Below are 13,503 nucleotides of genomic sequence, written 5' to 3' on the forward strand. Positions count from 1 at the left end.
ACGGTAGGCATGGCTGCGAGCCCCCTGTCGGGTTTCCCGCGCAAGCAGGGCATGTACAACCCGGCGTTCGAGAAGGACGCGTGCGGTCTGGCGATGGTCGCCACGCTCCGGGGAGAAGCCGGACACGACATCATCGATCTGGCGCTGACGGCGCTGCGCAACCTCGAGCACCGCGGGGCCATCGGCTCCGACGCCGGCACCGGCGACGGCGCGGGCATTCTCACGCAGATGCCCGACGACTTCCTGCGCGCGGTGGTCGGCTTCGACCTCCCACCGGTGGGGGAGTACGCCGCGGGGATGATCTTCCTGCCCCGTGACGACGAGGAGCGCGCGGCGCAGAAGTCCGGAATCGAGCGGATCGCGGCATCCGAGAACCTGACCGTGCTCGGCTGGCGCGAGGTCCCGACCGCCGACGAGAACCTCGGAAAGCTCGCCTTCGCGGCGCGCCCGGTCTTCGAGCAGCTGTTCGTGTCCCGCCCCGCAGAGGGGGATGCGCCCGCTCTGTCCGGGATCGCGCTGGACCGTCGCACGTTCCGCCTGCGCAAGCGCGCGCGCACCGAGCTCGACGCCTACTTCGTGTCGCTGTCGGCGCGCACCCTGGGCTATAAGGGCATGGTCACGACGCTGCAGCTGGAGCCCTTCTATCCCGATCTGCAGGACGAGCGCTTCGCGTCCGAGCTGGCGGTCGTGCACTCGCGCTACTCGACCAACACCTTCCCTTCGTGGCCGCTCGCCCAGCCGCTGCGGATGCTCGCCCACAACGGCGAGATCAACACGGTCAACGGCAACCGCAACTGGATGCGCGCCCGCCAGTCGCAGCTCGAGTCCGAGCTGCTCGGCGACATCCGCCCGCTGCTGCCGATCTGCACCGACGGCGCCAGCGACTCGGCGTCGTTCGACGAGGTCCTGGAGCTGCTCACCCTGACGGGGCGCACCCTGCCGCACGCGATCATGATGATGGTGCCCGAGGCCTACGAGAAGCAGGCCGACATCGACCCCAAGCTGCGCTCGTTCTACGAGTTCCACTCCATGCAGATGGAACCGTGGGACGGTCCCGCCGCGCTCATCTTCACCGACGGCACCCTTGTGGGCGCGACGCTCGACCGCAACGGACTGCGTCCGGGTCGCTGGACCGAGACGACCGACGGTCTGGTCGTGATCGGCAGTGAGACCGGTGTGCTCGACTTCGAGCCCGAGCGCATCAAGCGCCGCGGCCGTCTGCGCCCGGGCCGGATGTTCCTGGTCGACACCGCGCAGGGGCGCATCGTGGAGGATGACGAGATCAAGCGCGACCTCGCCGAGCTCGAGCCCTGGCAGCAGTGGCTCGACACCGGCCGTGTGCGCCTGGCCGATCTGCCCGAGCGCGAGCACATCGTCCACCCGATCGCGTCGATCACGCGGCGTCAGCGCACCTTCGGCTACACCGAGGAAGAGGTCAGGATCCTCCTCACGCCGATGGGCCAGACCGGCGCGGAGCCGTTGGGTGCCATGGGCTCGGACACGCCCGTGGCCGTGCTCAGCGAGCGGCCCCGCCTGCTGTTCGACTACTTCACGCAGCAGTTCGCGCAGGTGACCAATCCGCCGCTGGATTCGATCCGCGAAGAGGTCGTGACCTCGCTGTCGCTCGGGCTCGGACCCGAGCGCAACCTGCTGGAGTGGGGCCCCGACCACACCCGCGTGGTCACGCTCGACTTCCCGGTCATCGACAACGACGAGCTGGCGAAGATCCAGCACATCGACACCGCGCTCCCCGGCCGCACGTCGGTCACGATCCGGGGCCTCTACCGCGTGGAGGCCGGCCACAAGGGAATGCAGAAGCGCCTCGCGCAGATGTGCCAGGAGGTCGACCAGGCGATCGAGGACGGCGCCGAGTTCATCGTGCTGTCCGACCGCGACTCCAACAAAGATCTCGCACCGATCCCGTCGCTGCTGATGCTCGCCGCCGTGCACCACCACCTCATCCGCAACGAGACCCGCATGACCTGCGGTCTCGTGGTCGAGGCCGGTGACGTGCGCGAAGTGCACCACGTCGCGACGCTCATCGGGTACGGGGCATCCGCCGTCAACCCCTACCTCGCGATGGAGACCGTCGAATACCTCGTGCGCGCCGGCTACATCACCGGCATCGCGCCCGAGAAGGCCGTCGAGAACCTGATCTACGCGCTCGGCAAGGGCGTGCTGAAGATCATGTCGAAGATGGGGATCTCGACGGTGTCGTCGTATGCGGGCGCCCAGGTGTTCGAGGCGGTCGGTCTCTCCGAGGAGCTCGTGGAGAAGTACTTCACGGGCACCGAGTCCAAGCTCGGCGGCGTCGGGCTCGACGTGATCGCGGCCGAGAATGCCGCCCGTCACGCGTACGCCTACCCCGAGGATGCCGCTGTCCGCGCGCACGAGCGCCTGTGGACCGGCGGCGAGTACCAGTGGCGCCGTGACGGCTCGCCGCACCTGTTCAACCCCGACACGGTGTTCCGGCTGCAGCACGCGACGCGCACGCGCCGGTACGACATCTTCCGCGAGTACACGAAGCTCGTCGACGACCAGGCGAACGAGCTCAAGACGCTGCGGGGCCTCTTCCGATTCAAGAGCGACGGTCGCAAGCCGGTGCCGATCGACGAAGTCGAGCCGGTGTCATCGATCGTGAAGCGGTTCTCGACGGGTGCGATGAGCTACGGCTCCATCTCGAAGGAGGCCCACGAGACCCTCGCGATCGCAATGAACCGCCTCGGCGCGAAGTCCAACACCGGTGAAGGCGGCGAGGACGTGGACCGCCTTCTCGACCCCGAGCGCCGCAGCGCGATCAAGCAGGTCGCGTCGGGCCGCTTCGGCGTGACGAGTCTGTACCTGACGGAATCCGAGGACATCCAGATCAAGCTGGCGCAGGGTGCCAAGCCGGGCGAGGGCGGCCAGCTGCCGCCGACCAAGGTGTACCCGTGGGTGGCGCGCACGAGGCATGCGACCGCCGGAGTGGGTCTCATCTCGCCGCCTCCGCACCACGACATCTACTCGATCGAAGACCTCAAGCAGCTCATCTTCGACCTCAAGCGCGCGAACCCGAAGGCGCGCGTGCACGTCAAGCTCGTGAGCCAGTCGGGCATCGGCGCGGTCGCGGCGGGAACCGCCAAGGCCCTGGCCGACGTCATCCTGGTCTCGGGCCACGACGGCGGAACCGGCGCCAGCCCGCTGAACTCGCTCAAGCACGCGGGCACACCGTGGGAGCTGGGTCTGGCCGAGACCCAGCAGACGCTCATGCTCAACGGCATGCGCGACCGCGTCGTGGTGCAGGTCGACGGGCAGCTCAAGACCGGCCGGGACGTCATCATCGGCGCGCTGCTCGGCGCCGAGGAGTTCGGCTTCGCCACCGCTCCGCTCGTCGTCTCGGGCTGCATCATGATGCGCGTCTGCCACCTCGACACGTGCCCCGTCGGGGTCGCGACCCAGAACCCCGTGCTGCGTGCGCGCTTCAACGGCAAGCCCGAGTTCGTTGTGAACTTCATGGAGTTCATCGCCGAGGAGGTGCGCGAGTACCTCGCGGAACTCGGCTTCCGGTCGCTCGACGAGGCCATCGGACGCAGCGAGCTGCTCGACATCGACGGCGCCGTGGACCACTGGAAGGCGAGCGGGCTGGACCTCAGCCCCGTGCTGGATGGCCCGGTGTTCGCCGACGACGAGGCGCGTCGCAACACGACCTCGCAGAAGCACGAGCTCGAGGACCACTTCGACGTTCAGCTCATCGAGCGCGCACAGGACGTCATCGCCCAGGGCGGACAGCTGACGATCGATCTGCCGATCCGCAACACGGAGCGCGCGGTCGGCACCCTGCTCGGCCACCACGTGACCGTCGCGCGCGGGGAGAACGGACTTCCCTCGGGGAGCATCGTGGTGAATCTGACCGGCTCGGCCGGTCAGTCCTTCGGCGCGTTCATGCCCGCCGGCATCACCCTGCGACTCGAGGGCGACTCGAACGACTACGTCGGCAAGGGTCTGTCCGGCGGACAGATCGTGGTGCGTCCGCCGCGCCGCGCGACCTTCGATGCGTCGCAGAACGTGATCGCGGGCAACGTGATCGGGTATGGCGCGACGCAGGGCACGCTGTTCCTGCGCGGCGTCGTGGGGGAGCGGTTCTTCGTGCGCAACTCCGGCGCCACCGCGGTCGTCGAGGGCGTGGGCGACCACGCACTCGAGTACATGACCGGCGGACTGGCCGTGATCCTCGGCGCCACGGGCCGGAACCTCGGTGCCGGCATGTCGGGCGGAACCGCCTACGTGTATCGCCTCGACCGCAAGCTCGTGAACCGCGAGGCCCTCGCTGCCGGCGAGCTCGAACTCGGTGCGCTCGGGTCGGGCGACGCCGAGATCCTCCGCGACCTGCTCGAGCAGCATGTCGCCGAGACCGACTCGACCCTCGCTGCGGCGCTGCTCGCCGACTTCGAGGCCGAGCTCGACAACTTCGTCCGTGTCCTGCCCCGCGACTACGCCGCGGTGCTCGAGACGCGCCAGAATGCCGTGGCCGAGGGGCTGGACCCCGACGGCGACGTCGTCTGGAACCGCATCCTGGAGGTGACGGGTGGCTGACCCGAAGGGCTTTCTGAAGGTCACCGAGCGAGAGCTGCCCGCGCGGCGGCCGGTGCCGGTGCGCATCATGGACTGGAAAGAGGTCTATGAGCCGGGCGACTCCGCCGTCCTGCGTCGACAGGCCGGCCGCTGCATGGACTGCGGTGTGCCGTTCTGCCACAAGGGCTGCCCCCTCGGCAACCTCATCCCGGAGTGGAACGACCTCACCTGGCGCGGCGAGGGCCGCTCGGCGAGCGAACGCCTGCACGCCACGAACAACTTCCCGGAGTTCACAGGTCGGCTGTGCCCGGCGCCGTGCGAGAGCTCGTGCGTGCTCGGCATCAACCAGCCCGCGGTCACGATCAAGCAGATCGAGGTCTCGATCGTCGACGAGGCCTTCTCACACGGCTGGATCGAGGCCGAGCCTCCGGGCCGCCTCACCGGGAAGACTGTCGCCGTCGTGGGCTCCGGCCCCTCGGGGCTCGCTGCGGCGCAGCAGCTCACGCGTGCCGGCCACACCGTCGCCGTCTTCGAGCGCGACGACCGCATCGGCGGACTGCTGCGGTACGGCATCCCGGACTTCAAGATGGAGAAGAAGCATCTCGAGGCGCGCCTTCGCCAGATGCGCGACGAGGGCACGCGTTTCCGCGCCGGCGTCGAGATCGGCAAGGACATCTCGTGGAGCGACCTGCGCGCGCGCTATGACGCCGTGGTCATCGCCACGGGGTCCACGGTGCCCCGCGAACTCGCGATCCCCGGGCGCGACCTGGCCGGCGTGCACTTCGCGATGGAGTACCTCATCGAGTCGAACAAGGCGGTCGCCGGCGACTCCGTGCCCCACCAGATCACGGCCGAGGGCAAGCACGTCATCGTCATCGGCGGCGGCGACACCGGCGCCGACTGCATCGGCACCGCGCACCGGCACGGCGCCCTGAGCGTGACCAACCTCGCCATCGGCCGGCGCCCCCCGGGCGAGCGACCGGAGCACCAGCCATGGCCGATGTCGCCGACCGTGTTCGAGGTGCAGTCCGCCCACGAGGAAGGCGGCGAGCGGTCATACCTGGCCAGCACCGTCGAGTTCCTCGCGAACGACGCCGGCGAGGTGCGCGCGCTGCGCGTGGCCGAGACCGAGTTCGTGGACGGCCGCCGCGTTCCCAAGAGCGGAACCGAGCGCGAGATCCCCGCGGACCTCGTGCTCATCGCGATGGGCTTCACCGGACCGGAGCGTCAGCTGCTCGAAGAGCAGCTGGGCGCGCAGTTCACCGGCACCGGCAGCGTGCAGCGCGAGGACGACTACCAGACCACTGCGCCGGGCGTGTTCGTGGCCGGCGATGCCGGTCGTGGCCAGTCCCTGATCGTGTGGGCGATCGCGGAGGGCCGTGCGGCCGCCGCGAGCGTCGACGCGTACCTCATGGGGGAGACGCAGCTGCCCGCCCCCGTTCGCCCGACCGATGTCGCGATCGGCCTGCAGCCCGCGTAGGCTGGCTCACGGCATTCGCCCTCGAAAACACCCGGAGAAAACACACGGATGAGACGCGCCAAAATCGTCGCAACCCTTGGTCCCGCCACGTCGACGTATGAGAGCGTTCGCGCGATCATCGACGCGGGCGTGGATGTCGCCCGCTTCAATCTGAGCCACGGCGACTACTCGGTTCACGACAACAACTTCGCCAATGTGCGCAAGGCCGCGGACGACGCGGGTCGCCCCGTCGCCGTCCTCGTCGACCTCCAGGGACCGAAGATCCGCCTGGGCAAGTTCGAGAACGGACCGCACGAGCTCGCGGTCGGCGACATCTTCAAGATCACGACCGAGGAGATCCTCGGAACGAAGGAGATCGTCGGCACCACGTTCAAGGGCCTCCCCAACGACGTCAAGGCGGGGGACTTCCTCCTCATCGACGACGGCAAGGTGCGCGTCGAGGTCGTCGAGACCGACGGCACCGTCGTGACCACGAAGGTCATCGTCGGCGGCGCCGTCTCCAACAACAAGGGGATCAACCTTCCCGGTGTGGCGGTCAACGTCCCCGCGCTCTCGGAGAAGGACGAGGCCGACCTCCGCTGGGGCCTGCGCGCCGGCGCCGACATCATCGCCCTCTCGTTCGTCCGCGACGCGAAGGACGTGCAGCGCGTGCACGTCATCATGGCCGAGGAAGGACGCCACCTCCCGGTCATCGCGAAAATCGAGAAGCCGCAGGCCGTCGACAACCTCGAGGAGATCATCGACGCGTTCGACGGCATCATGGTCGCCCGCGGCGACCTCGGCGTGGAGCTCCCGCTCGAGGCCGTGCCGATCGTCCAGAAGCGCGCGGTCGAGCTGTGCCGCCGCATGGCCAAGCCCGTCATCGTCGCGACGCAGATGCTCGAGTCCATGATCGAGAACCCCGTGCCCACGCGCGCCGAGACGAGCGATGTCGCCAACGCCGTGCTCGACGGCGCCGACGCGGTCATGCTGTCGGGCGAGACCAGCGTGGGCAAGTACCCCGTCGGGGTCGTCGAGACGATGGCGCGCATCATCGACTCCACCGAGGAGCACGGGCTCGAGCGCATCCAGCCGCTCCACACGAAGCCCCGCACCCAGGGCGGCGCCATCACGCTCGCGGCCCTCGAGGTCGCCGAGTTCGTCGACGCGAAGTTCCTCTGCATCTTCACCGAGTCGGGTGACACCGCGCGCCGCATGTCCCGTCTGCGTCCGCGCATCCCCATGATCGGGTTCACCCCCGAGCCGGCGATCCGCCGTCGCATGGCGCTCACCTGGGGCGTCAAGTCGGCCCTCGTCGAGCACGTCGCCCACACCGATCGCATGTTCATCCAGGTCGACGACTACTTCCTCGCGAACGACCTCGCGAAGGTCGGCGACAAGGTCGTCGTGATCTCGGGTTCGCCTCCCGGAATCATCGGCTCGACGAACGACATCCGCATCCACAAGATCGGCGACGCCGTCCACGGCAAGGCGCCGATCTACAAGTCGAACGAAATCTGACCTCCGGTTCCACCGCCACGACGGTCGCGCTCACTATGCTGAGCGCGACCGTTGTCGTTTCCCGACTGGAGGACCTCGCATGGACTTTTTCTGGTGGCTGCTGTGGATCTTCTGGTTCACCGCCTACATCTACGTGGTGGTCGTCGTCATCACCGACCTGTTCCGGGACGAGAAGCTCAACGGCTGGCTGAAGGCCCTGTGGATCATCGCCCTCGTCTTCATCCCGTTCCTCACGGCGCTCGTGTACGTCATCGCGCGCGGCTCCGGCATGGCCCAGCGCGCGCGGGCACGGTATGTGTCCGCTCCGGAGGTCGACGAGTACAAGCCGTCGGCGTCCGCGAGCCCCGCGGACGACATCGCGAAGGCGAAGGCTCTCCTCGACGCCGGGTCGATCTCGCAGGGTGAGTTCGACGCCCTCAAGAGCAAGGCTCTCGGGAACCAGTACTTCGGCGCCTGAACGACGCACAGGAGCGGATGCCTCGGCACGGGGCATCCGCTCCTGTGCGCGTGCCGGGTGTCACGGCACGCCTCGGACGCACCGAGAAAGGTCTCGGCTAGCGTGGTGTCGCGCTCAGCCCACCGCGCGGGAGGAAACCCATGACCACACGCACGCCCGAAGCGACGGTGCACATCCTGTCGAGCACGGTTGCACAGGTTCACGTCGGATCCGAGGTCGAAGAGGTCATCGCCGCCGACAGCCGAGCGCTGCGCGACCGCGTGGTCGAGGAGATCCGCCTGCTGGCGGCATCCGCGGGCGAGCCCGCCCACGCGACACTCGTCGAAGGGTCTTCGCGCTGGCCCCTGATCGTGCATCCCGACGGAACGTTCGCAGAGTCGCTCGAGCCTGCGGAACCGGCTTCGGATGCGCCCAGCGCGCCGGCGCACGGGTCCGTGTCCGAGGCCGTCGCCGCGCCTCTCGTCACACCGGACGCGCCGGTGGCCGAGTCACCACTCTCCGCTGCGCCCGTCGCCGCGCCCGTCGTCGCCGAGCCCGCTCCGGCCCCCGCTCCCACCCGCTCGTCGACGTCGGCTGCGCGCGAGACCGCCAAGCCGACGGTGCAGGACCTGCTCGACTCCCGCGACGACGGCGACAAGCCGCGCGCGACCGAGGGCTGGCAGGCCGCCGTCCGGCGGGCGACCGGCGGGCTGATCTCCCCGCAGCCCGGCCGCGGAGAGCAGTCGCGGCTCGACCGCGAGAAGCGCGTGCAGCGACGCCTCGATGCGCCGCGCACGATCGTCGTGCTCAATCCGAAGGGCGGCGCGCACAAGACGACGAGCACGCTGCTGCTCGCGGCGACCTTCGGAACGCTGCGCGGCGGTGCGACGCTCGCGTGGGACAACAACGAGACCCGCGGAACGCTCGGCTGGCGCGCGCAGAATGCTCCGCACCACCGGACCGCCGTCGACCTCCTCGAGGATCTCGACCGGTTCTCCGACCCGAGCGCGTCCGGCCTCGCCACGCTCGACACGTATGTCCGCACTCAGGTCGATGCGCGCTTCGACGTCCTGGCCTCCGATGAGGATGCCGCGGCATCCTCCACCATCGACGCTGCGGCGTTCGATCGCCTGCACGCGCTGCTGCGCCGCTACTACCGGCTCATGATCATCGACACCGGCAACAACATGCGCGCCTCCAACTGGATCGCCTCCGTCGCGGCCGCCGATCAGCTCGTCATCGTCTCGACGGTCCGGGAGGACACCGCAGCCAGTGCGGCCTGGCTTCTCGACGGCCTGCGCGAGAAGGGCTTCGGCGACAAGGTCGACCACGCGGTCACGGTGCTCACCGCTCCGTCGTCGCGTCCCGACAAGCGCCTCGAGGCGCGCCTGACGCGGCACTTCCAGCAGGTGACGTCGGGCGTCGTCATCGCGCCGTTCGACGCCTCGCTCGTCGACGGCGGTCCGATCGACTTCGACGCGCTGTCGCCGGAGACACGGGATGCCTGGCTGACCGCCGCCGCGACGATCGCCGACCGGCTCTGACGAGGGGTGTCGGTGGTCGAACGGACGATTTCGGTGCCGGTGGTGGGAGTCGAACCCACACGCCCTTTCGGGCAACCGAGTTTGAGTCGGTCGCGTCTGCCATTCCGCCACACCGGCAGGCGGCCGATGCCGCGCTTCCGGGTTTGACCATACCGTAGGATTCAATGGTGACTGAGCAGGAGCTACCCCCCGCAACGCCGGCGTCCAACACCCCCCGCCGCGTGGTGGTGGCAGAGGACGAGTCGCTGATCCGACTCGACATCGTCGAGATCCTCCGCGACAACGGCTTCGACGTCGTCGGCGAGGCCGGCGACGGCGAGACGGCGGTGCAGCTCGCGACCGATCTGCGTCCGGACCTCGTCATCATGGACGTCAAGATGCCGCAGCTCGACGGCATCTCGGCCGCCGAGAAGCTCAGCAAGAACCACATCGCGCCGGTCGTCCTCCTGACCGCCTTCAGCCAGAAGGAGCTCGTGGAGCGCGCGAGCGAGGCCGGCGCGCTGGCCTACGTCGTGAAGCCGTTCACTCCCAACGACCTGCTGCCCGCGATCGAGATCGCCCTGGCTCGCTACGAGCAGATCATCACGCTCGAGGCCGAGGTCGCCGACATGGTCGAGCGGTTCGAGACCCGCAAGCTGGTCGACCGCGCGAAGGGTCTCCTCAACGAGAAGATGGGCCTGTCCGAGCCCGAGGCCTTCCGCTGGATCCAGAAGGCCTCGATGGACCGCCGGCTCACCATGCAGGACGTCGCCAAGGCGATCATCGAGCAGCTCGCACCGAAGAAGTAGCGCAGCGGATGCCGCGGCATCCGCTCTCGCACGTTCGCCCGAGTCGCCCCGGGGCTACATCGACGCCGGCATGTCCTTGATGTGGTTCGTGATGCGCACCGTGGAGCAGCGGCGGCCCTGATCGTCGGTCACCACGATCTCGTGGACCGCGAGGGTGCGGCCGAGGTGCACCGGGGTGCACACTCCCGTGACGACGCCGGACGTGGCCGAACGGGTGTGCGTGGCGTTGATGTCGACGCCGACGGCGAGACGGCCGGGGCCGGCATGCAGGTTCGCCGCCATCGATCCGAGGGACTCGCCGAGCACGACGTACGCACCGCCGTGGAGCAGCCCGACCGGCTGCGTGTTGCCTTCGACGGGCATCGTCGCGACGCAGCGCTCGATCGAGAACTCCGTGAAGACGAGGCCCATCTTCTCGGCGAGAGCACCCATTCCGCGGTTCGCCGCCCACGTGAGGCCGTCGGCGTTCGCGGGGGAGTTGTCGGGCATGGGGGCACCTTCGGGACCGGGGGAGGGGGTGTCTCCGACCCTGGCTAGAGTTGCAGGGTGACGGACTCCGCAAAGCCTACCCTTCTCGTCGTGGACGGCCATTCGCTGGCCTACCGGGCGTTCTACGCCCTCCCCGTCGACAACTTCTCGACGAAGGACGGCCAGCACACCAACGGCATCTACGGGTTCCTCGCGATGCTCATCAACCTGATCAAGGCCGAGCGTCCGACGCACTTGGCCGTGGCGTTCGACACCTCCCGGCAGTCGTTCCGCACGCGCGAGTATCCGGAGTACAAGGCGAACCGGTCCGAGACCCCGTCCGAGTTCAAGGGGCAGATCCCGATCCTGCAGGACTGCCTCGCCGCGATGAGCATCACCGTCATCCAGAAGGAGGACATCGAGGCCGACGACATCCTCGCGACGCTCGCGACGCAGGCGGCGCAAGAGCACTTCGACGTCCTCGTCTGCTCGGGTGATCGCGACACCATCCAGCTGGTCGACGACGACGTCACGCTTCTGTACCCGAACGTGCAGGGCGTGTCGCAGCTCAAGCGCTACGACCGTCAGGCCGTCATCGATCGCTACGGGGTTCCCCCGGAGCAGTATCCCGACATCGCGGCGCTCGTCGGCGAGACCAGCGACAACCTGCCCGGCGTGCCGAAGGTGGGTGAGAAGACCGCGGTGAAGTGGCTGAACCAGTTCGGCTCGCTCGAGGAGCTGCTCGACAACGCCGACAAGGTCACCGGTGTCGTCGGCGGCAACCTGCGCGACAACCTCGACACCGTGCGGCGCAACCGCGCGCTCAACCGCCTCCTCCGCGACGTCGAGCTCCCCGTGGCGGTGGCCGACCTCGAGGTGAAGCCGATGGATGCGCAGGCGGTGCGCGACATCTTCGCGCGGCTGGAGTTCAAGACCCTCATTCCGCGCGTGGCCGAGCTGGCCGGCATCGAGCAGCAGATGGCCGCCGTCACCAGCGCCGCCGCGGTGCCGATGCCCGTGCCGGTCGAACCGTCGGCGGGCGACCTGCTCGCCTGGCTCGACGCCGCGAAGGGCGAGGTCGGGGTCACCGTGGTCGTCGAAGGCGGTCTCCCTCGCCGGGTGGGCTTCGCGACGACGGATGCCGCGGCCGAGGCCGACTGGACGCCAGACGTCGCGACCGCACTCGGTTCCTGGCTCGCCTCCGACGCGCCGAAGGTGTTCAGCGACGCCAAGCCGCAGGTGAAGGCCCTGCGGCGCGCGGGCCTGAGGCTCGGCGGACTCGCGTTCGACACGATCGTGGCCGGCTGGCTGCTGCGGCCGAGCTTCCCCGACAAGACACTCGCCGACCTCGTCGACCGCTACCTCGACGAGAAGCTCCCCGAGGCGGACCCGACCCAGCTCGTTCCCGAGACCGAGGGCGCCACCCCCGGCCAGCTCGCGTGGTTCGGCGTCCGCGTGACCGAGGCCCTCCGTGCCGAGCTGGCCGACAGCGTCGCCGCGGTGCTCACCGACATCGAGCTGCCGACGCTGCTCGCCCTCGCCGACATGGAGCTCGCCGGTGTCGCGGTGTCGCACGACACGCTGGCCTCGTTCTCGGGCGAACTGGGCGAGCGCGCCGATGCAATCGCGCAGCAGGCGTTCGCCGCCATCGGCCGCGAGGTCAACCTCGGTTCGCCGAAGCAGCTGCAGGAGGTCCTCTTCGACGAGCTGCAGCTCCCCAAGACCCGCAAGACGAAGACGGGCTACTCGACGGATGCCGCTGTCCTCGCCGATCTGCAGGAGACCAACCCGCACCCCTTCCTCGACCTGCTGCTGCAGCACCGCGAGGCGACGAAGCTGCGTCAGATCATCGAGTCGCTCGACACCGCGATCGCGTCCGATGGACGCATCCGCACCACCTACGTGCAGACCGGAAGCCAGACGGGCCGTCTGTCGAGCACCGACCCCAACCTGCAGAACATCCCGATCCGAAACGAGGAGAGCCGGCGCATCCGCTCGGCCTTCACCGTCGGCGAGGGCTACGAGACGCTGCTCACCGCTGACTACTCGCAGATCGAGATGCGCATCATGGCGCACCTGTCCGAAGACCCCGGACTCATCGAGGCGTTCAACTCCGGCGAGGACCTCCACCGCTTCGTGGGTGCGCGGGTCTTCGCGGTGGACCCCGCCGACGTGACCCCGCAGATGCGCACGAAGGTGAAAGCCATGTCGTACGGTCTCGTCTACGGTCTGTCGGCGTTCGGGCTGTCGAAGCAGCTGCGCATCGAGCAGTCCGAGGCGAAGCAGCTGATGATGGAGTACTTCGCCCGCTTCGGCGCGGTGCGCGACTACCTGCGCTCGTCGGTCGAGCAGGCGCGCATCGACGGCTACACCGAGACCATCTTCGGACGGCGCCGTCCGTTCCCCGACCTCGCGAGCCCGAATCGGGTGCTGCGCGAGAACGCCGAGCGGGCCGCGCTCAACGCTCCCATCCAAGGGAGCGCGGCGGACATCATGAAGATCGCGCTCTTCCATATCCACGACGACTTCGCCGCCGCGGACCTTCGCTCGCGCGTGCTCCTGCAGATCCACGACGAACTCGTCGTGGAGATCGCCCCGGGGGAGTGGGGCGCCGCAGAGAAGATCGTGAAGGAGCGGATGGGCGATGCCGCACAGCTCTCCGTCCCGCTGGACGTGCAGATCGGCCGCGGTGAGGACTGGAACGAAGCAGGGCACTGACGATCCGTGTTTGGCGTG

General features: G+C 68.9%; 8 protein-coding genes and 1 tRNA gene. 7 read left to right on the forward strand and 2 right to left on the reverse strand.

Features of this window, described 5'->3' with window-relative positions:
- Nucleotides 1–9 precede the first annotated feature (9 nt).
- The 5 genes from gltB to ASD93_RS06065 all read left to right on the forward strand — a co-directional run bounded on the left by gltB (nucleotide 10) and on the right by ASD93_RS06065 (nucleotide 9,511).
- Nucleotides 10–4,572, forward strand: coding sequence for a glutamate synthase large subunit (gene gltB / locus ASD93_RS06045; protein ID WP_056120161.1), 4,563 nt, complete (start codon nucleotides 10–12; stop codon nucleotides 4,570–4,572).
- Nucleotides 4,565–6,031 carry a glutamate synthase subunit beta gene (locus tag ASD93_RS06050; protein WP_056120164.1) on the forward strand — a complete coding sequence of 489 codons (1,467 nt, stop codon included), beginning with the start codon at nucleotides 4,565–4,567 and terminating at the stop codon, nucleotides 6,029–6,031. The genes gltB and ASD93_RS06050 overlap by 8 nt, the downstream gene beginning before the upstream one ends.
- Nucleotides 6,032–6,079: 48 nt before the next feature.
- A complete protein-coding gene (gene pyk, locus ASD93_RS06055) occupies nucleotides 6,080–7,531 on the forward strand; it encodes a pyruvate kinase (RefSeq protein ID WP_056120167.1) in 1,452 nt (483 codons plus the stop codon).
- Nucleotides 7,532–7,610: 79 nt separating this feature from the next.
- Nucleotides 7,611–7,988 carry an SHOCT domain-containing protein gene (locus ASD93_RS06060; protein ID WP_056120169.1) on the forward strand — a complete coding sequence of 126 codons (378 nt, stop codon included), beginning with the start codon at nucleotides 7,611–7,613 and terminating at the stop codon, nucleotides 7,986–7,988.
- A 140-nt stretch (nucleotides 7,989–8,128) separates the two neighbouring features.
- On the forward strand, nucleotides 8,129–9,511 hold the full coding sequence (locus tag ASD93_RS06065) for a MinD/ParA family protein (RefSeq protein ID WP_056120171.1): 1,383 nt from the start codon (nucleotides 8,129–8,131) through the stop codon (nucleotides 9,509–9,511).
- Nucleotides 9,512–9,545: 34 nt separating this feature from the next.
- On the opposite strand, the gene ASD93_RS06070 is transcribed toward ASD93_RS06065, so the two are convergent.
- Nucleotides 9,546–9,628: transfer RNA gene (locus ASD93_RS06070), tRNA-Leu, on the reverse strand.
- Nucleotides 9,629–9,675: 47 nt separating this feature from the next.
- On the opposite strand from ASD93_RS06070, the gene ASD93_RS06075 reads away from it, so the two are divergent.
- Nucleotides 9,676–10,299 (forward strand): ANTAR domain-containing response regulator, encoded by a 624-nt coding sequence (locus ASD93_RS06075; RefSeq protein WP_157536882.1) that lies wholly within the window; start codon nucleotides 9,676–9,678, stop codon nucleotides 10,297–10,299.
- 54 nt (nucleotides 10,300–10,353) lie between these two features.
- Here ASD93_RS06075 and ASD93_RS06080 read toward each other — a convergent pair whose 3' ends face one another.
- Nucleotides 10,354–10,788 carry a hotdog fold thioesterase gene (locus ASD93_RS06080; RefSeq protein ID WP_056120173.1) on the reverse strand — a complete coding sequence of 145 codons (435 nt, stop codon included), beginning with the start codon at nucleotides 10,786–10,788 and terminating at the stop codon, nucleotides 10,354–10,356.
- Nucleotides 10,789–10,845: 57 nt separating this feature from the next.
- On the opposite strand from ASD93_RS06080, the gene polA reads away from it, so the two are divergent.
- Nucleotides 10,846–13,485, forward strand: a complete 2,640-nt coding sequence (gene polA / locus ASD93_RS06085; protein ID WP_056120177.1) for a DNA polymerase I — start codon at nucleotides 10,846–10,848, stop codon at nucleotides 13,483–13,485.
- Nucleotides 13,486–13,503 lie beyond the last annotated feature (18 nt).

It is taken from the genome of Microbacterium sp. Root180 (genome assembly GCF_001428485.1).
In the GTDB taxonomy this organism is placed as follows: domain Bacteria; phylum Actinomycetota; class Actinomycetes; order Actinomycetales; family Microbacteriaceae; genus Microbacterium.

Excerpts from the sequence above, each read along its gene's own strand:
- ASD93_RS06080 (WP_056120173.1), bottom strand. The coding sequence starts at position 10,788 with ATGCCCGACAACTCCCCCGCGAACGCCGACGGCCTCACGTGGGCGGCG.
- ASD93_RS06075 (WP_157536882.1), top strand. The coding sequence starts at position 9,676 with ATGGTGACTGAGCAGGAGCTACCCCCCGCAACGCCGGCGTCCAACACC.
- gltB (WP_056120161.1), top strand. The coding sequence starts at position 10 with ATGGCTGCGAGCCCCCTGTCGGGTTTCCCGCGCAAGCAGGGCATGTAC.
- pyk (WP_056120167.1), top strand. The coding sequence starts at position 6,080 with ATGAGACGCGCCAAAATCGTCGCAACCCTTGGTCCCGCCACGTCGACG.
- ASD93_RS06060 (WP_056120169.1), top strand. The coding sequence starts at position 7,611 with ATGGACTTTTTCTGGTGGCTGCTGTGGATCTTCTGGTTCACCGCCTAC.
- ASD93_RS06065 (WP_056120171.1), top strand. The coding sequence starts at position 8,129 with ATGACCACACGCACGCCCGAAGCGACGGTGCACATCCTGTCGAGCACG.